The organism is Dethiosulfovibrio peptidovorans, assembly GCA_002748665.1.
Classification (GTDB): Bacteria; Synergistota; Synergistia; order Synergistales; family Dethiosulfovibrionaceae; genus Dethiosulfovibrio; species Dethiosulfovibrio peptidovorans_A.
Genome location: PDTB01000038.1, coordinates 1 through 21,353, shown reverse-complemented (window position 1 = coordinate 21,353; position 21,353 = coordinate 1). Strand labels below are relative to the sequence as shown.

At 55.7% G+C, this 21,353-nt stretch carries 19 protein-coding genes, 1 other RNA gene and 1 pseudogene; 17 read left to right on the top strand and 4 right to left on the bottom strand.

Annotation, left to right across the window (positions count from 1 at the left end; translation table 11 throughout):
• On the bottom strand, positions 1 to 1,037 hold a 1,037-nt coding region (locus CSA35_09785; GenBank protein PIE53747.1), incomplete at its 3' end, for a tryptophanase.
• Positions 1,038 to 1,742: 705 nt separating this feature from the next.
• On the opposite strand from CSA35_09785, the gene CSA35_09780 reads away from it, so the two are divergent.
• From CSA35_09780 to CSA35_09710, 15 genes are all read left to right on the top strand, one after another.
• Positions 1,743 to 3,086: an electron transport complex subunit RsxC gene (locus tag CSA35_09780; GenBank protein ID PIE53746.1), complete on the top strand. Its 1,344-nt coding sequence runs from the start codon at positions 1,743 to 1,745 to the stop codon at positions 3,084 to 3,086.
• Entirely contained in the window at positions 3,083 to 4,003 is a 921-nt protein-coding gene (locus CSA35_09775) for a Na+-transporting NADH:ubiquinone oxidoreductase subunit D (GenBank protein PIE53745.1), read from the top strand. Before CSA35_09780 ends, CSA35_09775 begins: the two co-directional genes overlap by 4 nt.
• Positions 4,003 to 4,602 (top strand): electron transporter RnfG, encoded by a 600-nt coding sequence (locus tag CSA35_09770; GenBank protein ID PIE53744.1) that lies wholly within the window; start codon positions 4,003 to 4,005, stop codon positions 4,600 to 4,602. Before CSA35_09775 ends, CSA35_09770 begins: the two co-directional genes overlap by 1 nt.
• The gene (locus tag CSA35_09765) at positions 4,599 to 5,312 is read left to right on the top strand and encodes an electron transport complex subunit RsxE (protein ID PIE53743.1); all 714 of its coding nucleotides are present in this window, start codon (positions 4,599 to 4,601) and stop codon (positions 5,310 to 5,312) included. Before CSA35_09770 ends, CSA35_09765 begins: the two co-directional genes overlap by 4 nt.
• Positions 5,312 to 5,887 carry an electron transport complex subunit RsxA gene (locus tag CSA35_09760; protein ID PIE53742.1) on the top strand — a complete coding sequence of 192 codons (576 nt, stop codon included), beginning with the start codon at positions 5,312 to 5,314 and terminating at the stop codon, positions 5,885 to 5,887. Before CSA35_09765 ends, CSA35_09760 begins: the two co-directional genes overlap by 1 nt.
• A 21-nt stretch (positions 5,888 to 5,908) precedes the next feature.
• Positions 5,909 to 6,715 (top strand): ferredoxin, encoded by an 807-nt coding sequence (locus tag CSA35_09755; GenBank protein PIE53741.1) that lies wholly within the window; start codon positions 5,909 to 5,911, stop codon positions 6,713 to 6,715.
• A 207-nt stretch (positions 6,716 to 6,922) separates the two neighbouring features.
• Entirely contained in the window at positions 6,923 to 7,249 is a 327-nt protein-coding gene (locus CSA35_09750; protein PIE53740.1) for a cell envelope biogenesis protein TolA, read from the top strand.
• The gene (locus CSA35_09745) at positions 7,236 to 9,314 is read left to right on the top strand and encodes an ATPase (GenBank protein PIE53739.1); all 2,079 of its coding nucleotides are present in this window, start codon (positions 7,236 to 7,238) and stop codon (positions 9,312 to 9,314) included. Before CSA35_09750 ends, CSA35_09745 begins: the two co-directional genes overlap by 14 nt.
• Complete coding sequence (locus tag CSA35_09740; GenBank protein ID PIE53738.1) at positions 9,217 to 9,693, top strand: permease; 477 nt, start codon at positions 9,217 to 9,219, stop codon at positions 9,691 to 9,693. The genes CSA35_09745 and CSA35_09740 overlap by 98 nt, the downstream gene beginning before the upstream one ends.
• Before the next feature lie 30 nt (positions 9,694 to 9,723).
• Complete coding sequence (locus CSA35_09735) at positions 9,724 to 10,305, top strand: hypothetical protein (protein PIE53737.1); 582 nt, start codon at positions 9,724 to 9,726, stop codon at positions 10,303 to 10,305.
• A gap of 15 nt (positions 10,306 to 10,320) precedes the next feature.
• Complete coding sequence (locus tag CSA35_09730) at positions 10,321 to 11,331, top strand: V-type ATP synthase subunit C (protein PIE53736.1); 1,011 nt, start codon at positions 10,321 to 10,323, stop codon at positions 11,329 to 11,331.
• Positions 11,321 to 11,656 (top strand): V-type ATP synthase subunit F, encoded by a 336-nt coding sequence (locus CSA35_09725; GenBank protein PIE53735.1) that lies wholly within the window; start codon positions 11,321 to 11,323, stop codon positions 11,654 to 11,656. The genes CSA35_09730 and CSA35_09725 overlap by 11 nt, the downstream gene beginning before the upstream one ends.
• A 20-nt stretch (positions 11,657 to 11,676) precedes the next feature.
• On the top strand, positions 11,677 to 13,473 hold the full coding sequence (locus CSA35_09720; GenBank protein PIE53734.1) for a V-type ATP synthase subunit A: 1,797 nt from the start codon (positions 11,677 to 11,679) through the stop codon (positions 13,471 to 13,473).
• A complete protein-coding gene (locus tag CSA35_09715; GenBank protein PIE53733.1) occupies positions 13,463 to 14,881 on the top strand; it encodes a V-type ATP synthase subunit B in 1,419 nt (472 codons plus the stop codon). Before CSA35_09720 ends, CSA35_09715 begins: the two co-directional genes overlap by 11 nt.
• A 12-nt stretch (positions 14,882 to 14,893) precedes the next feature.
• The gene (locus CSA35_09710; GenBank protein ID PIE53732.1) at positions 14,894 to 15,517 is read left to right on the top strand and encodes a V-type ATP synthase subunit D; all 624 of its coding nucleotides are present in this window, start codon (positions 14,894 to 14,896) and stop codon (positions 15,515 to 15,517) included.
• Between the two features lie 82 nt (positions 15,518 to 15,599).
• Here the strand turns inward: CSA35_09710 and CSA35_09705 are convergent, their stop codons facing one another.
• The gene (locus CSA35_09705; GenBank protein PIE53731.1) at positions 15,600 to 16,427 is read right to left on the bottom strand and encodes a chemotaxis protein CheR; all 828 of its coding nucleotides are present in this window, start codon (positions 16,425 to 16,427) and stop codon (positions 15,600 to 15,602) included.
• Positions 16,428 to 16,488: 61 nt separating this feature from the next.
• On the opposite strand from CSA35_09705, the gene rnpB reads away from it, so the two are divergent.
• An RNA gene (rnpB, locus tag CSA35_09700) (RNase P RNA component class A) lies at positions 16,489 to 16,831 on the top strand.
• Positions 16,832 to 16,833: 2 nt separating this feature from the next.
• Positions 16,834 to 17,550: pseudogene (locus tag CSA35_09695) on the top strand (hypothetical protein).
• A gap of 655 nt (positions 17,551 to 18,205) precedes the next feature.
• Here the strand turns inward: CSA35_09695 and clpB are convergent.
• Both clpB and CSA35_09685 read right to left on the bottom strand, forming a co-directional pair.
• Positions 18,206 to 20,806, bottom strand: a complete 2,601-nt coding sequence (gene clpB / locus CSA35_09690) for an ATP-dependent chaperone ClpB (GenBank protein PIE53730.1) — start codon at positions 20,804 to 20,806, stop codon at positions 18,206 to 18,208.
• A 221-nt stretch (positions 20,807 to 21,027) separates the two neighbouring features.
• Positions 21,028 to 21,353 (bottom strand): hypothetical protein (locus tag CSA35_09685; protein ID PIE53729.1); only part of this gene is annotated, 326 nt, incomplete at its 5' end.

The window sequence follows — 21,353 nt, the reverse complement described above, 5'->3', positions numbered from 1 at the left end:
CGCACCACGGGGATGCCTCGTTCGTGGAGCGAATCGGCCATGAAAGCGATGAACTCAGGCCCATGGCGGATCATGTCGAAGTCCATCGTCTCCTCGAGCCCCACGGAGAGTGCCTCGATCTCCCGCACAGACATGCCGCCATAGGTCAGGAATCCCTCGAAGAGAGGAATCAGCGGCTGCATACGCTCAAACAGAGTCTGATCTCCGGTCAGGATCGCTCCGCCTCGCGCGCAGCCCAGCTTTCTGGCAGAGAAGTACACGACATCGCAGAGATCGGAGATACGTCGCATGATCTCGCGGATCGAAGCTCTGCCCTGTGTTGCCTCGCGCGTCTTGATGAAGTACAGGTTGTCGGCCAGAAGCGAGGCATCCAGGACCAGTGGAACCTTATGCCGACGGCAGATCTCCGCCGTCTCTCCCAGATTTGCCAGCGACCAGGGCTGCCCGCCGATCAGATTCGTTCCGGCCTCCATCCGAACGAACGGGACGTTGTCAGTCTCGCTTTTCAGCAGTGCGTCGAGCTTCTCCGTATCCATGTTACCCTTGAAGGGTTCAGCACTATCCAGGTTCAGGGCTTCCGGAAGGAACAGCTCCACCACGCTTCCTCCGTTGTGCTCGATGTGGGCGCGCGTCGTCGTGAAGTGGTAGTTCATCGGGACGATGTTTCCCTTCTCGACAAGGGCGCTTGCCAGGATGTTCTCCGCCGCACGGCCCTGATGGACGGGCAGCAGGAATGATTTGCCGAACATCTCCTCGGTCACCGCTTTCAGGCGCTCGAAGCTCATGGAGCCGGCGTAGCTGTCGTCTGCCCTCATCATCGCCGCCAACTGCCGGTCGCTCATCGCGTTGACGCCGCTGTCCGTCAACATGTCCAGGAAGACCTTGTCGTTTTTCAGAAGAAACGTGTTGTTCCCCGCCTCACGGATCGCCGAAAGCCGCTCCTCGACCGGAACCAACGTCAGCTTCTGGACGATGCGCACCTTGTGCATCTCCAAGGGGAAAGTCTCGCCGCCAAAAAACTTTACCTGTCTGTTCATCTCAAAAACTCCCTTCTGGATTATGAATAAAGAAGAGGGCTCTTCACCGTAAAACCTGGTAAAGAGCCCTCTTGCGGACGTTTCTTTGGAGGTCCTTCCACACCGTACCAAAAACTACGGCTCCAGCCTCCTCGCAAAGGGCCTGGTTCCGTAGTAATAGTATGCGTTCAAAATGACAAAGGATATACCGGAAACGTGCATCATATGCTCGACCTCCGAGAACAACGGGGAAATCACATTCATCCCGTAACATTATGCGCAACAGTATCATGCAAAAGTGGATCTGTCAATTCTTTGCTGGTTAATATATCATTGTTCAGTACCCAATAGTATCCAGGAAACTCCTGCCGGAAGGGTGACTTTTTCTCTGATCATTTATGGAGTGACAGTATCACTGAGCAATGACAGTCGAAACGTGGGGGATTTGCCACAATGCGTTTTTATGGTATAGTCTTATGTATAAAAAGCTTCTTTATTTCAAATATGTTTAAAATTGAAGATGGAGTTGATGTATAGGAGTATTTTTTGTTTTGAAAAAGGACCATACACATACCTTACATTTGAAAGTTGTACGATGCTCTGTGAGGCCCACGCCTTGGGTTTCCTCTGTGCCGCTTCCTTTTCGATTACATGGAAAGAGGGGGCATTTGTTTTAGGAGCATTTTTGCAATTCCGTAGCAGTTTCACACGAAGGGGGAGGCAAAAATGAGACTGCCGACGTTCAGGGGAGGCGTTCATCCGCCTGACGGAAAATCGCTGACGTCAGATAAGGTCGTGGAGTTCCTATCTCCAAAAGGAGATTTGGTGTACCCTCTGTCCCAGAATATCGGTGCACCCTGTACACCCGTGGTTGCAAAAGGTGATCGGGTTCTTGTCGGGCAGAAACTGGCCGATTCTGATGCTTTTGTGTCGGCTCCGATATTAGCAAGCGTCTCAGGGAAGGTGAAGGACATCGGCCTTCGAAGGACCATTCCCGGGAGCTTCGAGGACTGTATCGTCGTCGAAAATGATCAGTTATACGAGCAGGGCCCCCGTTTGTTTGATACTTTCGGGCGTTTGCCTCGTTGTGAGGAATACCTTGATCTCATCCGTGCAGCAGGACTGGTCGGAATGGGGGGGGCATGTTTTCCCACCCACGTCAAACTATCGCCCCCAAAGGGACGGGTTATTCGATGGGTGATCGTGAACGGCTCGGAATGTGAACCCTTTCTGAACTGCGACAACCGTCTGATGCTTGAACACCCGAGGTCCGTCGTCGAGGGGCTTCGACTGTGTCTGTCTCTTTTTCCCGAGGCGAGAGGAACGATCGTCATCGAGAACAACAAACCTCGAAGCATCCGGGCGATTCAGAACGAGCTGAACGATTTGCAGGATGAGCGACTGAGCCTCGTCCCCCATCGCGTCAAATACCCACAGGGTGCGGAGAAGATGTTGATCTGGTCCGTGACGGGACAGGAGGTCCCTATGGGTAAGTTGCCTGCGGATGTGGGGTGTATCATCCTCAACGTCAGGACTCTGTATCATATCTGGCTTGCTCTGACGCAGGGAATCCCCGTGGTGGAACGGATCGTATCGGTAACGGGCGATGTGGTGTCCAATCCCAAGAATTTTCGGGTTCCTCTGGGGATTTCCGTCAGAGAGCTTGTAGATGCTGCCGGTGGGTTTAACGAGACGCCGGTGAAGGTCCTGGCTGGGGGGCCCATGATGGGGATTTCCATGAGATCGTTGGACGTTCCTGTGGTCAAGGGGACCTCGGGAATTTTGGCGCTCTCCTCCCGGATGGCCCCTGTATCTCAGGAGTCCGAATGTCTCCGGTGTGGGCGATGTGTTGATGCCTGTCCCATGTGGCTCGTGCCTTTAACCTTGGATCAGGCTGTTCGTCGGGGAGATTACGCCGCTTTTGAGCAAAACGGCGGAATGAACTGCATTGAGTGCGGTTGCTGTACCTACCACTGTCCGGCTCTGCGGCAACTCACTCAGACCTGTCGAACAGGCAAGGCTCGAGTCATGGCTGAACGGAAGAAGAAACTGGGGGCGGTGCAGAGATGACGTCTCGATTTGTGATAGGTAGCTCTCCCCACATCCACGGGGCTCTTACGACTCAAAAAATTATGGCTTTGGTCCTTCTGGCCCTCGTTCCAGCAGGGGCTGCCGGGATCTGGTTTCTGGGGTTATCCAGCCTCTGGGTGATCTGTGTCTGTGTGCTCTCAGCTGTAGGCGCTGAATTTTTATGGCAGAAGTTGATGCGTCAGGCTGTCACGGTCTCCGATTTGTCCGCTGCTGTGACAGGGCTTTTGCTGGCATATAATCTTCCTCCCACTATTCCTCTCTGGATGGCGGCCTGTGGGTCTGTTTTCGCCATCGTTCTGGCGAAGCAGTTCTTCGGTGGGCTTGGAAGGAATATCGTCAACCCCGCTCTGAGTGGACGGGCGATGATGCTCATTTCCTGGCCTGTGGCCATGACAACATGGACCGTCCAAGGCGTCAGCACTGCCACCCCTCTGACTTTGATCAAGTCTGGTGAGGCAGGGCTGCCATCTCTTTGGGACGTTTTCGTGGGAAACGTGGGGGGCTGTATCGGAGAGACCTCGGCATTTGCTCTTCTGCTGGGAGGGGGCTTTCTGATTTATAAAGACGTCATTTCCTGGAGGATCCCTCTGGTGTACATGGCCGTCGTTGCAGGGGGCTCTCTGTTCTTTGGCCGTCCTGCCGGGGCGGTGTACGAGGTGTTCTCCGGTGGATTGATGCTCGGAGCGTTTTTTATGGCGACCGATTACACGACGACCCCCATCTCGGCCAAGGGGCAGGTTCTTTTTGCTGTTGGCTGTGGCCTTTTGACCTCCCTGATACGGATCTTTGGGGGATACCCCGAAGGGGTCTCCTACTCAATTCTCATGATGAATCTCTTTGTTCCCCTGATCGACAGACTGACGATTCCTAAGTTTTTTGGGGAGGTGCGTAGCTGATGGCATTCTCCCGTGTGTACGTTAAGAGCGCCGCTAAGGTCCTTCGTCTCGGGCTGATTCTGTGTATGGTGACGGCCATCACCGGAATGCTCCTGGGAGTCGTAGAGCGACTGACCTCAGATGCCATTCGTATGACTCAGGAGAAGGAGAAGTCCGAGGCCTTGTCGGCGGTTATGCCAAAGGCCAGTTCTTTCGTACCAGTTGACATCGAACTGGAGTCTGATTCTGTCATTACTGAAGTTCATGAAGCATTTCACGGCGGCGAGTCCATCGGTTTGTGCGTTGTCGTGGTTCCTAGGGGATACGCTGGACCGATAGAGCTGCTCGTCGGGCTTACCCCAAAGGGAGGGGTTCAGGCCATTCGGATTATGAGGCAGTCTGAAACTCCGGGATTGGGAGCTAAAGCGGCTCGACCGTCTTTCTGGAAGCAATTTGATGAAAAGGAGATGTTTCCTCTGCAAGTGGTGAAAAACTCTCCAGCCCTGCCTGAGGAGATTCAGGCTATTTCGGGGGCCACCATAACATCCTCTGCGGTCGTCTCCGGAGTCAACGCGGCTGTCGCTTTCTGGGAGAAGAGCTACGGGGAGGGACAAAAATGAAAGAGGCGCTTCAGATCGTGAAAAACGGTCTTTTGAACGATAATCCGGTGTTCGTCCAGTGTATCGGACTCTGTCCTACTCTGGCCGTCTCGACCAGCGCAGCGAATGGGCTTGGTATGGGTATAGCTGCCACGTTCGTCCTCATGGCTTCGAATGCGGTCATATCGGCAATCCGACGAGTTATCCCTGATGAGATCAGGATCCCGATTTTCATCGTCGTTATTGCTGGGTTCGTCACGGTCGTGCAATTTCTCATGGCAGGATTTGCCCCTGGCCTGAACAAGTCTCTTGGTATCTTCATCCCTCTCATCGTCGTTAACTGTCTCATTTTGGCCCGAGCCGACGCCTTCGCTTTTAAGAACTCCGTAGGAGCCTCCGTCCTTGATGGTTTGGGGATGGGGTTGGGCTTTTCCCTCGCCTTGACCTTTCTGGGAGCCGTTCGAGAGTTTTTGGGAAATGGCTCGGTCTTCGACATCGTCGTCACCCCTCCGGGGTTTCAGCCAGGTTTGCTGATGATTTTGGCACCTGGTGGTTTTATCGTCTTGGGGGTATGTATGGGATGCTTCAGGGCTTTCCAGGGATGGTGGGCCGGCCGTCGTGGTCGTCCCGTTCCGAAGGTGCCCTCAGGCTGTTCCGCCTGTGCGTTGGGGAAGCTCTGCTCCAGAGGGGATTGTCCTGATGACGATGAAGGTTCGAAAGGGGTAGAGTGATGGACCTGATGCTTCTTTTCGTGAGCTCCATTTTTGTCAATAACATCCTTCTGTCGCGTTTTTTGGGATGTTGTCCGTTTATGGGAGTGTCCACGAGGCTGGGGACCGCCAAGGGCATGGGAGCGGCTGTCATCTTTGTTATACTTCTTTCGTCTCTCATGACCTGGCTACTCTATCACCATGTTCTTGTTCCTCTGCACCTTGAATATCTCTATACCTTGTCGTTTATCCTCGTGATTGCCGCTCTGGTCCAGTTTGTGGAGTTGGCTCTCAAAAAGCTCAATCCCGGGCTCTACCGGTCTTTGGGGATATTTCTTCCCCTGATTACGACCAACTGCGCCGTGCTGGGTATTGCGGTCATCAACATGAACGAAAGGTACTCTCTTGTTCGCTCCATGGTTAACGCTTTAGGGTCCGCTTTGGGGTTTTTCCTGGCCATAATCCTGATGGCGGGAATACGGGAACGTCTGGAGCATAACGATAACATCCCCAAGTGTCTCCAGGGGTTGCCTCTGGCCCTTGTGACTGCCGGGCTGATGTCCATAGCCTTTATGGGCTTTAACGGCATGCTCTGATGTCTTGGGGGGGATCAGGTCATGAATTTTGTGCAGGCAGTGTTGTTGCCGGCGACCATGATGGGAGGTCTCGGGCTCGTTTTTGGGGTGCTTCTGGCAATCTCATCCGTCGTGTTTTTCGTGCGCCAGGACGAAAGGGTTCAGATGATCAGGGACATCCTCCCCGGAGCCAACTGCGCCGGGTGTGGGTATCCTGGATGTGACGGTTATGCTCGAGGTATTGTGGACGATGGAGCAAAAACGAACCTGTGTCCTGTCGGAGGGGCCGAGTTAGCAGCCCGTATCGCCGAGATTATGGGGGTTCAGGCCGAGAGCTCCGTGCCTATGAGGGCCTTTGTGAGGTGTAAGGGAACTGTCAAAGAGGCCCCCAAAGAGGTTCTCTACAACGGTATTCGAGACTGTCGCTCGGCGGCGATCCTGCCCGGTGGCTCTCCTAACGCATGTCCCTTCGGCTGCATCGGTTTCGGCTCATGCGTTCAGGCCTGTTCTTTCGGAGCTATCGAGATCGTCGATGGTCTGGCCTCCATCGACGAGACGAAATGCGTTGGTTGCGGAGCCTGTGTCGCCAGTTGCCCGAAGTCAGTTCTTATCATGGTCCCAGTGGGCTCGATCGTTCAGGTCGCGTGTAACTCCCCCTGGAAGGGGGCGACCGTCAAAAAAGTGTGTCATGCTGGCTGTATCGGTTGTGGACTCTGCGCTAAGATTTGTCCCGTGGGAGCCATCTCGATGGAAGGTTCCTTGGCCGTCATCGACGGAGAAAAGTGCATCGGCTGCGGTGCATGTGCCGCCAAGTGCCCGGCCAAATGTATTGAAGAGCTCGTGATGTGAACGTTGATATGGTGGGTGTGCCCTTCTGTTTTGAGGAAAGATGTTCTCCTGGGGTGAGGATTTTATCGATGTGGGGTGGCTCAATTCCTTTGTTTCGATTGACACTGTTCCCCCCTGTCACTAAAATTAGAACATATTTGAGCCTCGTTGTTTCTTTAACGTAGGCTTTTTGATGGTTTTTGTTCTGTGGAAGGGGGGTGAGCAAGGATGGCGACCAGTCTCACCGAGGAGATAAAAAAGGTGGAGGCGCAGGCGAAAAAGCGTGTGGTTGACGCCCGATCCGAGGCGGCGAAGATCGTCTCTCAGGCGAAGGACGAGGCTGAGAAGGCTCGTAAGGAATCAAAGCAGGAAGCGTATAAGATGTTCAAATCCCGATTGGCCGAGGTGGAAGCCGAGGCGGAGAAGAACGCTGAGGCCACGGTGGCTCAAGGGGAGAAAGACGCAAAAAAATTCGTGGACTCCCATCGGAAGGGGATCGACAAGGTATCCTCTTGGGTAGCGGAAGAGGTGATGGCTCGATATGGGCGTGGCTAGCGTAAAGAAACTCGATCTGTATGCGCATAACTCCGTCGCCGAAACTGCCCTCGCTATGGTTCAGAAATTAGGCTGTTGCGAGGTGATTACACCCGAAGGAGATGACGAGCCTCAGGGGGCGTCGTCGTCGCTGGTTGACCTCGACGAAAAACTCAGCGAGGCCAGGTATCTGCTCCGAATTTTGGAGCCTCTGTACATCGATACGGTCAGTGCCATCGACCGTTCCTTCGGCGAACGGCCCGAGCTGTGTCTTGAGAACCTGAAACGACTGGCCGGGAGCTTTGACGTCAAGGCCCGAGCCGGCGATCTTCGAGAGTTGGAACGAACGGTCGTGGAGGTTCGCTCGGAGATCGCCCAGATCGACGGGTACACGTCGCTGTTGAGTGATCTTGAGGGTATGCCGTATCCTATGGGGCTTTTGGCGTCCGGGACCGAGCAGGTCTTTGGGGTGTTGGGTACCTTGCCGGTGGATATGATCGACCGGTGGCGTCAGGCTCTTCGGGATTCTTTCGGCGATCACGTGGAGGTCTACGTGGCTCCGGTTGGAGCGAAGGCCAAGGAGACGTGGACGGCTATCGTTGGGCTTCGAGAGCACGAGACGAAGGTCTTGGAGTTAGCGGGAACCGTTGGGTTCGCAAAGGTGGAGGTCGCTAAGGACTTAGCTCTCTCTGCCCCTGAGGAAATCCAGCGGCTGGAGGCGCGAAAAGTCGCTCTTTTTGCTCAGGCCCAAAAACTGGATGAGGCTATGGCCGAGGAGGCTGCCAAACTTGTGCCCACGGTTCGTAGGCTCAGTGATTATTGGTCGATCCTGGCCGATAGGGCCAGGGCCATGGAGAGCGGTGAAAAAACTGACGAGCTCGTCCTGATTCGGGCCTGGGTGCCCGAGGATGCTCAGGAGTCTCTGGTGGACGCTTTGACGCCTCTGGGGGAGATGACCGAGCTTTGCTTCAGCGACCCCGAGGAAGACGAGAATCCTCCCTCCTGCCTTGACAATAAAGAATGGTCACTGCCTTTCGAGACTCTGACCAAGCTGTACGGTGCACCAAAGTATGGTGGCATTGATCCGACGCCGCTTCTGGCCCCGTTCTTCTTCGTCTTCTTCGGGATGTGTCTGGGAGATGGTGGGTACGGGCTTATCATGGTGGGTTTCTTCCTCATGTTCCTGAAAAAATACAAGAGAATGCCTGCCGGAACAAAACAGTTTTTTAGCCTCTTTGTTCTCTCAGGTATCGCTGCAACGTTAGTGGGCGCCCTGACCGGAAGTTGGTTGGGCGATATGATTGACGTGGTACCTTTCCTGCGCTTTCTGAAACCCGTCAAAGACGTTCCCATCCTGTTGGTCCCGATGAACGACCCCATGGCCTTTTTGGCCATCTCTTTGGTCTTCGGGGTGATTCAGATCTTCTTCGGTATGGCCGTGGCCATGAAGGACTGTCTCAGAAAAGGGGACTACATGGGAGCGTTTGCCGACCAGCTTGGCTGGATGGTCTTCCTCACGGGGCTGCTCCTGTTTGGGGTGGCGTCCAAGGTTTCGTCCATGGCGGGATTTGCATGTCTGGTGACCGTCGTTGGCGCTGTGACGCTGGTCGTGACTCAGGGACGAGACAAGCCCGGAATCGTCCAAAAGGCTATCTCTGGGATCCTCAGTCTGTACAACGTCACATCCTATCTGGGCGACGTCCTGAGCTACAGCCGTCTTTTGGCCTTGGGGCTCGCGACATCCGCCATCGCGATGATTATCAACATGCTGGCGGGGCTGTCGGCAGGGATCCCCTATGTTGGCTGGCTTATCGCCGTGATTATCTTCCTCGGTGGGCATCTGTTCAGCGTGGCGGTCAACGTCCTGGGGGCCTTCGTTCACTCGCTTCGTCTCCAATATGTGGAGTTTTTCAGCAAGTTTTATTCCGGCGGTGGTCATCTTTTCGACCCCCTTCGGTACGATACCAAGGAGAGGAGTGTCCTGTTCTATGGAACATCTCGGTGTTATGCTCACAATTTTTGGTGCTGCTCTGGCCGCCGGTTTTGCCGGTGCGGGATCCGCTATCGGGGTCGGCATTGCCGGTGAATCCGGTGCCGGTGTTATGACGGAGGATCCTGGTAAGTTCGGTCTCGTTCTGCTTCTCCAGGCCCTTCCGGGTACCCAGGGAATTTACGGTTTGCTGATCGCCTTCTTTGCCATGTTGAAGGCTGGCCTCATCGGTGGAGAGCCGACGATGGCTGTGACCTGGGTCAACGGCTTGGGAGTGCTCTTCGCCTGTCTTCCCATCGCTATTGCTGGCTATTTCTCGGGAATTGCTCAGGGGAAGACCTCTGCGTCCTGTATCCAGATGATCGCCAAGCGCCCGGAGGAGACCGGAAAAGCGGTTATCCTTCCCGCTATGGTGGAGACCTACGCCGTTCTCGCCCTGCTCGTCAGCATCCTTCTGCTTAACGGGATCTCCTAGGCTCGGTTTGTAGAGAGTGGAGTGATCGGCATGTCTTTGTCCGACATCAAGAAAAAAATAGAGGCCGATGCCAACGCTGAAGCTGAAAATATTCTGAGTACGGCCAGAAAACAGGCTGAAGAGATCACGGCAGCAGCTCAAAAGGACATTCAGGCGATGAAGGCCTCTTACGAGAAGCGTTTTGAGTCCGAGAAGCCCGAGATCCTCCGTCGGCGGGAGATCGTGGCCAACCTGGACGTCAAAAAGCTGGAGCTCGGGGCGAAGCAGCAACTGATCGACGAGGTCTACAGGGGCGCCCTGGAGAAGCTCAACAAGCTTACCGCCGCCAAGTATCGGACCTTTGTCGAAGGGCTTCTGGATCGGGCCGTTCAGTCTGGAGATGAAGTCCTCTTGGTTCGTGCTGGCGAAAAACACCTGAACGAGAGCTGGCTCAAAGGCTACAACGAAAAGCACAAGAGCAAACTGACCATGGCAAAGTCTCCCGTAGCGATATCGGGCGGGTGTATCGTGAGTCGAGGAAAGGTGAGCGAAAACGCCTCCTTTGACATGCTTGTCCGCTGGCTGCGGGACGATCTTGAGGCAGACGTTGTAAAACGGCTGTTCGACAAGTAGTTGGGCGGTGAGTGCATGGCCCCGACGGAACGATACGGATATTCGGTCGCGCGTCTGAGGGCGATGGAGAACCGGTTGCTGGATGGAGCCCTTTTTCAGAGGATGATCGAGTGTGATGGGTTGGACGCAGCCATCAAGATACTTGGGGAGACGGTCTACGCTCCCTGGTTGATGGAGATGAAGTCCAACGACGACTTCGACTCGGCCATCGAGACGGAACTTCGTCACGTGTACGACGAGGTTGATCGGTTCGTCCCCGACAGAGCCTTGGTACAGGTCTGTCGCCTGCCCTACGATTTTCACAACGTCAAGGTTTTGCTGAAGAGCATCATCATCTCCCGACAGGGAGGCGAGCGTCGTTTTGATCTGTTGACCAAGCTGGGCAACATCGACTGTGATTCATTGGTCATGGCGGTGGAGAGCGAGGACTATCGTCTCCTTCCGTTTGGGCTCCATCGGTCGATTCCCGAGGCCCTGTCCCAGTGGGAGCAAAACCACGATCTTTTGGCAGTGGAGTGCGCCTTGGACAGCTGTCTTTTCCGGGCCATGGCCGATTTGATCCGTCCCTTGGGCATGCCCTTGATCGATCGATGGCTTCGGCGGCGGATCGACGGGGAGAACATTCGTACCCTTACCAGGCTCCAACGCATGGATATGGAGCCTTCGGCGGTGTCCGGTTTCCTCCATCCAGGGGGGAGCATCTCGGTGGAACGCCTGACCGCCGTCTTGTCCGAGCCCCTGGAGAGCTGGGGGCGGATTCTCTCCTTTGCTGACGCCAGTTCGGTGTTTGCCAAGGTAGCAGACGCCGATGGCGAGTCGCTCCTGGTGCTTTTTGACGCTGTTTTGGACGACTTTATTACCGAGACTGTCGATCAGGCAAAGTATGGAGCTTTCGAGCCCGAAAACGTCCTTCGGTTCCTGTGGCTGAAGGAGATGGAGGCCAAAAACCTTCGGGTTGTCCTGGTGTCCATCGCCAACGATGCTGATCGGGACATGGTGAGGAGGCTGATGCGTCATGTCGGATAAAAAATCCCGCCCCATGGCTGCTGTGGGACAGTACGACACGGTGCTTCCCTTTCAGGCTGTGGGCGTCAGGCCCTTTCCAGTAGACGATAACCCGGGTTCGGTACGCTCCCTCCTGGAGCGTCTTGCCCAGGAGAGATACGCCGTCGTCTTTGTGGAGGAGGCTCTCTTCATCGAGCATCAGGCTCTTATTGCGGAGCTAAACCAGGAATACCTTGCCAGCATGATTCCCATCCCCGGCATCCGGGGCTCCCTGAACGTGGGGCTCTCGGCGATCCGAAGCAACGTGGAACGAGCGGTGGGCATGGATATTTTTGCTGAGAAATAGAGATCTGGAGGCGATTCATAGTGGCCACGGATAAGGTCATACAAGGAAGCATCGAGAGAATATCCGGCCCCCTGGTCGTCGCAAAGGGCATGATCGGTGCCAGCATGTACGACGTGGTTCGGATCGGGGATATCGGCCTTGTGGGCGAGATTATCGAGCTCAAGGACGAGTACGCCTCAATCCAGGCTTATGAGGAGACGTCGGGGCTTAAACCCGGCGAACCCGTCGTCAGCACCGGCGAGCCCTTGAGCGTCGAGCTTGGGCCCGGACTTATTGAACAGTTCTACGACGGCGTTCAGCGTCCCTTGAAGGGTATCGAGGATGTCGCCAGGAGTCCCTATATCGCCAAGGGTATCGATGTCCCCGCCTTGGATCACACCAGGAAGTGGGATTTTGAGCCTAAGGTGAAAAAGGGCGACAAGGTCGGTGTAGGCGACGTCTTGGGAGTTGTCCAGGAGACCGTTTTGGTGGAGCATCGTATCATGGTTCCTCATGGAGTCTTTGGAACCGTCGAGAAAATCTCCAAGGGGAGCTTCACCGTGGACGACGTTGTGGCGGTGATCAAGGACGATCAGGGAACATTCCACGAGGTCCGTATGCTCCAGAAATGGCCTGTGCGGAAACCGCGTCCCGTTGCCAAACGCCTTCCCCCAATCACGCCTCTCACCACAGGGCAGCGGGTCGTGGACACCTTCTTCCCCATCGCCAAGGGCGGTACCGCCTGTGTGCCTGGCCCCTTCGGATCGGGCAAGACGGTTATTCAGCATCAGCTGGCCAAGTGGGCAGAGGCTCAAATCGTGGTCTACATCGGCTGCGGTGAGCGTGGTAACGAAATGACAGACGTGTTGTTGGAGTTCCCCCATCTGGAGGATCCCCGTTCCGGCGAGCCATTGATGAAACGCACGGTGCTTATCGCCAACACGTCCAATATGCCTGTTGCGGCTCGAGAGGCCAGCATTTACACGGGGATCACCATGGCCGAGTACTATCGGGACATGGGCTACTCGGTAGCTCTGATGGCCGACTCCACCAGCCGGTGGGCTGAGGCTCTTCGGGAAATGTCGGGACGGCTTGAGGAAATGCCCGGTGAGGAGGGCTACCCCGCCTATCTGGGGACCCGTCTCGCCACGTTCTACGAGCGAGCTGGTCGGGCGATCTGTTTTGGTAAGGAGCAGGCGGAGGGTTCTGTATCCGTTATCGGGGCAGTCTCCCCTCCGGGTGGCGATCTCTCCGAGCCTGTGACCCAGAATACCCTTCGGGTGACCAAGGTTTTCTGGGGACTGGATGCCCAGCTGGCCTATCAGCGTCACTTCCCGGCGATCAACTGGCTTCAGAGCTATTCCCTGTATACCAACAAATTAGACGAATATTGGGACAGCCAGTTCGACGACGAGTGGACCCACACGAGGGTCGAGGCCATGGGACTGCTTGAGGAGGAAGACAAGCTTCGGGAAGTCGTCCGCCTGGTTGGCATCGATGCCCTTTCCCGGAATGAGCGGATGATTCTTGAGACCGCCAAGTCTCTTCGAGAGGACTTCCTGCACCAGAACGCTTTCCACGAGATCGACACCTTTGCGTCCATGGAGAAGCAGTTCAAAATGCTCTCGACCATCATCGCCTTCCACCATCATGGCATGGATGCCCTGAAGAACGGTGCCCCCATGAACAAGCTGTTCAACCTGCCTGTTCGGGAGAAAGTCGCCCGTATGGGGCTCGTGGGCGAGGACTCGCTTCAGCAGATTGATGAGCTGGAAAACGTCATGAAGCAGGAGATCGCCAAACTGATTCCGACGGGAGGCGAATCGGATGTTGCCTAGAGAATATCAGACTATCACCAGCCTTCAGGGCCCGCTTCTCGTGGTCGAGAAAGTTCAGGACGTGAGATACGACGAGCTGGTGGAGATCGAGATGAGCACCGGCGAGCGTCGCCGAGGCCGGGTCTTGGAGATCGACTCTAATCGGGCGTTGGTTCAGGTCTTTGAGGGAACCGACGGCATCGATATCGAGAGTACCAAGGTTCGTTTTGTCGGTAAGGTGCTTACCCTTCCGGTGAGTCTCGACATGCTCGGTCGTGTCTTCAACGGACGGGGCGAGCCCATCGATGGTGGGGCACCTATCATCTCTGATGCGACCATAGACGTCAACGGTCTTCCCATGAATCCCTTTTCCCGGGACTACCCGGAGGAGTTTATCCAGACGGGGATCTCCACCATCGACGGCATGAACCCCATGGTTCGTGGGCAAAAACTCCCCATTTTCTCCGGGGCCGGCTTACCCCACAACCGTATGGCTGCCCAGCTGGCCCGTCAGGCCAACGTCATCAGCGGTCACGAGGCATTTGCCGTCGTTTTTGCCGCTATGGGTATCACCTTTGAAGAGGCGTCCTTCTTTATGGAGGACTTTCGAAAGACCGGTGCTCTGGAGCGGACCGTCATGTTCGTCAACCTGGCGGATGATCCGGCAATTGAGCGAATCACCACTCCCCGCCTGGCCCTGACCGCAGCAGAATATCTGGCCTTCGAGAAGAATATGCACGTTCTGGTTATCCTTACGGACCTCACCAACTACTGTGAGGCCCTTCGGGAGATCTCGGCGGCCCGGAAAGAGGTTCCTGGTCGTCGGGGATATCCCGGCTACCTCTACACCGACCTCGCCACCATGTACGAACGGGCGGGAAAGATCAAGGGACGCAGCGGCTCCATCACTCAGGTGCCCATCCTCACCATGCCTGAAAACGACAAGACCCACCCGATTCCCGACCTCACGGGCTACATCACCGAAGGTCAGATCATCCTGAGCCCGAGCCTGCACCGAAAGGGGATCTATCCTCCGGTCGACGTCATGCCCTCCCTGTCCCGATTGAAGGATAAGGGTATCGGGGAGGGCAAGACCAGGGAGGATCACGCCGACCTGATGAACCAGCTCTTTGCGGCCTATGCCCGAGGCAAGGAGGCCAAGGAGTTGGCGGTCATCCTGGGTGAGGGCGCCCTGACCGAGGACGATAAGGCGTTTGCGGCCTTCGCTGATCGGTTTGAGGACGAATACGTTCGTCAGGGCGAGTATCAGAACCGTACGATAGAGGACACATTACGCCTTGGCTGGGAGCTTTTGACCGTCGTCCCGGTGAAGGAACTTAAGCGGGTTCATGACGAGTACATCGAAAAATATCTGTTGCCTCTCAGGAAAGATCAGGAAGGCGCCGCCGAAGAACCCGTTTCGGCGTAGCGAGGTGACGTCATGGCTCGGCTGAACGTCAATCCGAACCGGATGGAGCTTTCCAGGCTCAAAAAAAACCTGGTGGTGGCGAAACGGGGTCACAAGCTTCTGAAGGACAAACAGGACGCCCTTATCAAGGCGTTCCTGGAGAAAGCCCGGGCGGTCAAGGAACAGCGGGAAGCTGTGGAAAAAGAGCTTCGTCGGTGTTACGAAAGTTTTCTTCTGGCTCGGGCTCAGACCCTGCCCGCCATGCTGGAGCAGGCTCTCATGGTTCCTGGTGCCCGGTGTCAGGTCTCGGTAGATCATCGCAACGTGATGAGCGTTATGGTCCCGGAATATGGGATCAACCAGGAGGGGAAGCCGTTGAACTACGGCTTTGCTACCACCTTGGGAAGCCTGGATGTGGCCCTGGAGCGTTTCTCGGCCATTATGCCCAAGCTCATCCAGCTGGCAGCTGAGGAAAAGGCCATCGCCCTCATGTCCATCGAGATCGAGAAGACCCGGCGGCGGGTGAACGCCCTGGAACACGTGCTTATTCCTGCAACGGTGGAGACCATCAAGTACATCACCATGAAGCTTGAGGAACAGGAACGGTCCACCTTGAGCCGAATTATGAAGATCAAGGAGATCGTCCGGTCTCACTAGTTTTTGAGATACGAATCAGGCCCCCCGAGACATTTTTCGGAGGGCCTGATTCGTATCTCTGTATTTACTTGTGAGCTGATCTTTATGCGGGGCGTCGGTACAAAAAAGGCTTTACCGACTCGAAGCCGTAGTTCTTATACTCAAAGATTTGTTCGGTGGATCCTACCAGAAGAAAACCGCCGGGTTTGAGAGCGTTAAAAAACTTTTGGTAGAGCAAAGCCTTCGTCTCAGGGCGAAAGTAGATGACGACGTTTCGACAGAGAATCAGGTCGTTGTTCGTATCAAACCTGTCCTCGATCAGATTGAGCCTCGAAAAGGCAACCCGTTTTTTGAGGGTGTCGTTCACCTGGTAGGTTTTTTCGTCCAGCTTGTTGAAGTATTTATTGAGCCATTCTGGCGGAACATTAACCAGCTGACGCTTGTGGTACTTGCCTTCCTTGGCGATGGCTATGGCTCCGGCGTCGATATCTCGGGCCGCTACTGGGGGTGGACAGGACAGGCCGCATTCGATGGAAAGCATGGCCAGGGAATAGGGCTCCTCCCCAGTGGCCGAGCCGGCGCTCCAGAGTTGAAGTTGTTTGTTGCCCCGGGACTTGATGAGCTCGGGTATTACGAAGTTTTTAAGATCGTCCCACCGGGAGGGGTTCCGCAGGAACTCTGAGACGTTTATGGTGAGATAGTCGAGAAAATCCCGGAGCTTGTCGTCCTGGGTGCTGATGGTCTTGTAATACTCGTCATAGGTCTTCAGCCTCCATCGCGTCATGAGCATGTGAGCTCGTCGATGGATCTGATCCTTGTAGGAATTGAGATCAAGTCCGGTGAGTTTCTGAACCTGTTGCTTGAATCGGGTGTACTCCGGCGAGTTGTACTCTTGCTCGGCCAATAGAAGCCCTCCTTGTAGGCTCGAAATGATGGCTTATCATACCATAGACGATCATCACGTGGGAGCCTGTGTTATACTTCTTGGACGAGGAGTTTCCCAGGCGGTCGCTGCTGGTTTCGACCAGGAGAGGAAAGTCCGGGCTCCATAGGGCAGGACGCTGGGTAACGCCCAGTTGGCGTGAGCCACAGGCTAGTGCCACAGAGATATACCGCCTTCCTTTCGAGGAAGGTAAGGGTGAAAAGGTGGGGTAAGAGCCCACCGGACGACAGGTGACTGTCGTGCCAGGTAAACCCCGTCCGGAGCAAGACCGAATAGGGAGGGATGAGGCGGCCCGTCGACCTCCGGGTACGATCGCTTGAGGCGCTCCGTGAGGGGCGTCCTAGAGAAATGACCGCCCGCGACAAAACCCGGCTTATCGGGGGACTCTTCACATATAACAAGCGAGACGGTAGAGGAGGTTCAGCGACGACTGAACCTCCTCTGCCGTCTCTTGACAAGAAAAAGGAAAGGTTGTATTTTAGCTTTGCAATTAGTATTTGCTAACACTTTTGAAGGGAGAAGTGAGGTCGTGAGAAAAAACACAATATTGGCGTTTTTGTTGGTCGCTGTGGCGGCTCTTTCGCTGGGAGGCTGTGGCGGTAGCGATACTCATGAACAGAGCAATGTCCTGAGTGGGTGGCAGGGTGAGTGGAAGAGCCAGTCCTTCTGTCTGGAATCGCCGGAGATGCAGCCGGCGTACGAAGCTGTAGCTGAAAAAATGGGTGGTGCCGTGAACGCAGACGACGTGCACGAGGCCATGAAGGCGATGCTTTATAGTTCTATTGCCTCAGTAACTGTTGCTGGTGATTCCATCACGTTTACAAATGCCAAGGGCGAGTCAGCAACGTGTGAGTATCGATATGTCAAAGATATCCCGATGCCGGGGTTTGACGGACATTTCTGGAAGGCTTTTGAGGCCACTGATGCTGAAAGTCCCTATCGGCATGTGGTCTGTACCGAGGTTCATTCGGACACCCCCGATAGTATGAAACACTGGCATTTCCGAACGGGAATGGGAATGGATTTTGACGCTCTCGTCAACCATCCAAACGTCATGTGGTGGCCCACTCTGGTGGCTGCAGAGACCACCGTTGGTGTCGTCGCTCAGGATACGACGGACGCCGCGGAGGAAATGGCGGGATTTTTCAAGATGCTGCCGCCTCTGAGCAAGAAGAGGGAGGGAACCTGGAAAAGCTATGACACGTTCCTGGACGATCCGCTCATGGACGAGGCCTATGCAGCCATAGCCGCCAAGGTCGAAGGCTACAACGCTTCGGAGGTCAAGGACTTATTTAAGACGATGTTCGACGCCAGGGGAATAGTTTCCTTGAAGGTTGGGAAGAACGGCGATCTCACCCTCGTCATGGATGATGACTCTGAGATGAAATATGCCTATGAGTCTCATCTCTTTTCGCCCATGCCGTATGATGGATTCAGCTGGTATCGCTTTGAGGCCACAGATGTTGTGGCTGCATCGCCCTATCGCTATCTCATCGTCTCCCTGGTTCACCAGGACAATCCAGCCAAGAACACCATGCTGCACTGGCATGCCCGTTTTGGCAAGGAGGGGTTTGAGCCTCTTCTGGATCCGATGTCTTCCTGGTATCCGACCTTCGTCCCTGAGGATCTCAAGATCGAACAGGTCGTGCAGGAGGTAAAAGAGGGAGCTGATGAATTCGCTGGGATGTTCCCCAAGAAATAGACGGAAAAAACGCGGAACGGCGGCGCTTCAATGCGCCGCCGTTTTTTTTGCGCTGGGGAGGGCCTCAATGACTGTCGATGCTGAAGGAGAGCTCTCCGTCGTTCACCGAGACTGTGACGGCCATGGTCTCCCTGGATTCGGCGATGATGGCCCGGGCCATGGCGCTCTCCAGGACGTGGCTGATGTACCGTTTCAGAGGTCTGGCGCCGTAGACTGGATCATATCCATCGTGGGCGATCTTTTCTATGGCTTCGTCAGTGATCGTGAGGCTCACCCCCTGGCCTTTGAGCCTCTGCCGCAGGTCTTCGAGAAGCAGATCCACGATTTCGACGACCTGCTCTCGCGAGAGGGGCGAGAAAATCACGATGTCGTCCACTCTGTTGAGAAACTCGGGACGGAAGTGCGCGCGAAGCTCGGTCATGACGGCGTTTTTTACGGCGTCGGGAATGTCCCCGTGGTCCATGCCCTCAAGGAGCTTGGTCGAGCCTATGTTACTCGTCATGATGATCACGGTGTTCTTGAAATCCACGGTTCGTCCGTGGCTGTCGGTGATCCGGCCGTCGTCGAGAATTTGAAGCAGGGTGTTGAACACGTCCCGATGGGCCTTCTCGATCTCGTCAAAGAGCACCACACTGTAGGGTTTGCGTCGGACGGCCTCCGTGAGCTGGCCGCCGTCGTCGTATCCCACGTATCCCGGAGGTGCACCGATGAGACGGGCGACGGAATGTTGTTCCATGTACTCGCTCATGTCGATGCGAACCATGTTGTCCTCCGAGTCAAAGAGGGACTGAGCCAGGGTCTTCGCCAGCTCGGTCTTGCCCACGCCTGTGGGACCCAGGAAGATGAACGAGCCGATGGGACGTCTTGGATCCTTGATACCTGCCCTGGCTCGCATGACGGCGTCGACCACCAATCGTACGGCTTCGTCCTGTCCGACGACCCGGCGATGCAGAATTTTGTCCAGGCGAAGCAGCTTTTCCCTCTCTCCCTCTACAAGACGGGAGACCGGTATCCCCGTCCATTTGCTGATGATCTCCGAGACCTCTTCCTCGGTGACCTCCTCTCGAAGCAGTCTGGGGCCTCCCGTGGATTCAAGGAGTTTCTCCTGAGTTTCAAGCTCGGCCTGAAGCTCCGGCAATCGGCCGTGTTTCAGCTCGGCGGCTCTGTTGAGGTCGTACTGCCGTTCGGCTTCCTCTATCTCCCTGCCTGCCTGCTCTATCTTCTCCCGAATCGACCGGACCGACCGAATCCGTTCCTTCTCGGCCTCGTATCGGGAACGAAGGATGCCGACCTCGTCCCGAAGGTCCTGAAGCTCTTTCTGGAGGGACGAGAGCCGTTCGGCGCTGGCCTGATCCGTCTCTTTTTTCAGGGCAGCCTCCTCGATCTCGAGGCGCATGAGGCGTCTTGAGGCCGCGTCGAGCTCGGACGGCATGGAGTCGATCTCTGTTCGGAGCATGGCGCAGGCCTCGTCGATGAGGTCGATGGCCTTGTCGGGAAGAAACCGGTCCGAGATGTACCGATCCGACAGGGTCACGGCTGCCACCACAGCGCTGTCGGTGATCCGAACCCCGTGATGGACCTGGAATCGTTCCCGAAGTCCCCGCAGGATGGAGACAGCGTCCTCCACCGACGGCGGGGCCACCGTGACGGGCTGGAATCGACGTTCCAGGGCGGCGTCCTTCTCGATGTAGCGCCGGTATTCGTCGAGGGTGGTGGCTCCGATGCAGTGGAGCTCACCCCGGGCCAGCATGGGCTTGAGCATGTTGCCGGCGTCCATGGATCCCTCTGTTTTTCCGGCCCCTACGATGGTGTGAAGCTCATCGATGAACAGCAGGATACGCCCGTCGCTCTCCTTCACCTCGTTGAGCACGGCCTTGAGCCGCTCCTCAAACTCCCCCCGATACTTGGCTCCAGCGACCAGGGAGCCCATATCCAGGGCAAAGACACCGTGCCCCTTGATGCTGTCCGGCACGTCGCCGTTCAGGATCCTCTGAGCCAGCCCCTCCACGATGGCGGTCTTGCCCACGCCTGGTTCACCGATGAGGACCGGGTTGTTCTTCGTCTTTCGGGAGAGGATACGGATGACCCGAAGGATTTCCTGGTCCCTGCCGATGACGGGATCGAGCCTGCCCTGCCGCGCTTGATCAACCAGGTCGACTCCGTATTTTTTCAAAGCCTCGTAGGTGGTCTCCGGCGAGGCGCTTTGAACCCGCTGATGCCCTCTCAGAGCGGTGAGAGCCTTGAGGAATTGCTCCCGATTCACCGAGCAGGAGGCCAGCAACTCCGCCACCGGATCGGGGGCGCTGTCGATCATGGCACCGAAGAGATGCTCGACCGACACGTATTCGTCCCTCAGCTTTTTTGCCCGCTCCTCGGCGCTCACCAGCAGCTGGGCGAGCCGTTGAGAGAGGTAGATTTTTTCCGGATCATATCCAGATCCGCTAATCCGCGGCCTCTTCTCCAGGGCCTTTTGGGTCGACGTGATCACGGGGTCGATCGGTACCTCCATTCGGGAGAGTATCGCCGGGATCAGACCGTCTTCCTGCTTCAGAAGAGCCAGAAGCAGGTGTTCCACGTCCACGTCCTGATGACCGTGACGGATGGAAAGATCCCGGGCGGCCGAAAAAGCCTCCTGAGACTTGAGCGTTATATTCTGCATGTTCATGGAATCACTCCTCTTTTTTCTGACCTTTATTGATGAATTGTACAAGGTCAAATTTAGTCAGTCAAGAGGCGGATCGTCTGGAGCTCCGATTCCGAGGTTTTCCCGGGAGCGGCGTGAGCGGTGCCTGGGAGGTAATACCTCACTTTCACATAGCCTCTCTCTCCCGACCCAGAATCCCGAATCGCCTTGAGTTCGCATTTCACACCCTACACGCTTCACCGTCACATTTTACTCTCCATTACAGCAGCATGGGCCATAGTGAAGCTTTGAGGTGCTCTGGGGGCATATGTTCGTCCCCTGCGGGAAATGTTCCCGCCCCGGTCCATCCTGCGCATCTCCCTGCGTGCAAACAGGAAATCCATGTCGATCCTTCCCTCAGGCTCCACGTAGGCGCTCTCTTGTTCTGAAGGCACAACCATAAACTTCCTGTTCCCTTGAGTGAGAAACTTGGACAGGACCTTGTTGCTATCCTCAATATCAGAAACATCAGGGAGCCTTAGCTTTCCAGGCAGTCTGTCCTGCAGAACATTCCACAAACATTCAACAC

What these genes read in the sequence shown, in the direction of transcription:
- CSA35_09770 (PIE53744.1), top strand. Translation starts at nt 4,003, where the DNA reads ATGGCATTCTCCCGTGTGTACGTTAAGAGCGCCGCTAAGGTCCTTCGT.
- CSA35_09755 (PIE53741.1), top strand. Translation starts at nt 5,909, where the DNA reads ATGAATTTTGTGCAGGCAGTGTTGTTGCCGGCGACCATGATGGGAGGT.
- CSA35_09775 (PIE53745.1), top strand. Translation starts at nt 3,083, where the DNA reads ATGACGTCTCGATTTGTGATAGGTAGCTCTCCCCACATCCACGGGGCT.
- CSA35_09735 (PIE53737.1), top strand. Translation starts at nt 9,724, where the DNA reads ATGTCTTTGTCCGACATCAAGAAAAAAATAGAGGCCGATGCCAACGCT.
- CSA35_09780 (PIE53746.1), top strand. Translation starts at nt 1,743, where the DNA reads ATGAGACTGCCGACGTTCAGGGGAGGCGTTCATCCGCCTGACGGAAAA.
- CSA35_09760 (PIE53742.1), top strand. Translation starts at nt 5,312, where the DNA reads ATGGACCTGATGCTTCTTTTCGTGAGCTCCATTTTTGTCAATAACATC.
- CSA35_09715 (PIE53733.1), top strand. Translation starts at nt 13,463, where the DNA reads ATGTTGCCTAGAGAATATCAGACTATCACCAGCCTTCAGGGCCCGCTT.
- CSA35_09750 (PIE53740.1), top strand. Translation starts at nt 6,923, where the DNA reads ATGGCGACCAGTCTCACCGAGGAGATAAAAAAGGTGGAGGCGCAGGCG.
- CSA35_09725 (PIE53735.1), top strand. Translation starts at nt 11,321, where the DNA reads ATGTCGGATAAAAAATCCCGCCCCATGGCTGCTGTGGGACAGTACGAC.
- clpB (PIE53730.1), bottom strand. Translation starts at nt 20,806, where the DNA reads ATGAACATGCAGAATATAACGCTCAAGTCTCAGGAGGCTTTTTCGGCC.
- CSA35_09745 (PIE53739.1), top strand. Translation starts at nt 7,236, where the DNA reads ATGGGCGTGGCTAGCGTAAAGAAACTCGATCTGTATGCGCATAACTCC.
- CSA35_09740 (PIE53738.1), top strand. Translation starts at nt 9,217, where the DNA reads ATGGAACATCTCGGTGTTATGCTCACAATTTTTGGTGCTGCTCTGGCC.
- CSA35_09730 (PIE53736.1), top strand. Translation starts at nt 10,321, where the DNA reads ATGGCCCCGACGGAACGATACGGATATTCGGTCGCGCGTCTGAGGGCG.
- CSA35_09765 (PIE53743.1), top strand. Translation starts at nt 4,599, where the DNA reads ATGAAAGAGGCGCTTCAGATCGTGAAAAACGGTCTTTTGAACGATAAT.
- CSA35_09710 (PIE53732.1), top strand. Translation starts at nt 14,894, where the DNA reads ATGGCTCGGCTGAACGTCAATCCGAACCGGATGGAGCTTTCCAGGCTC.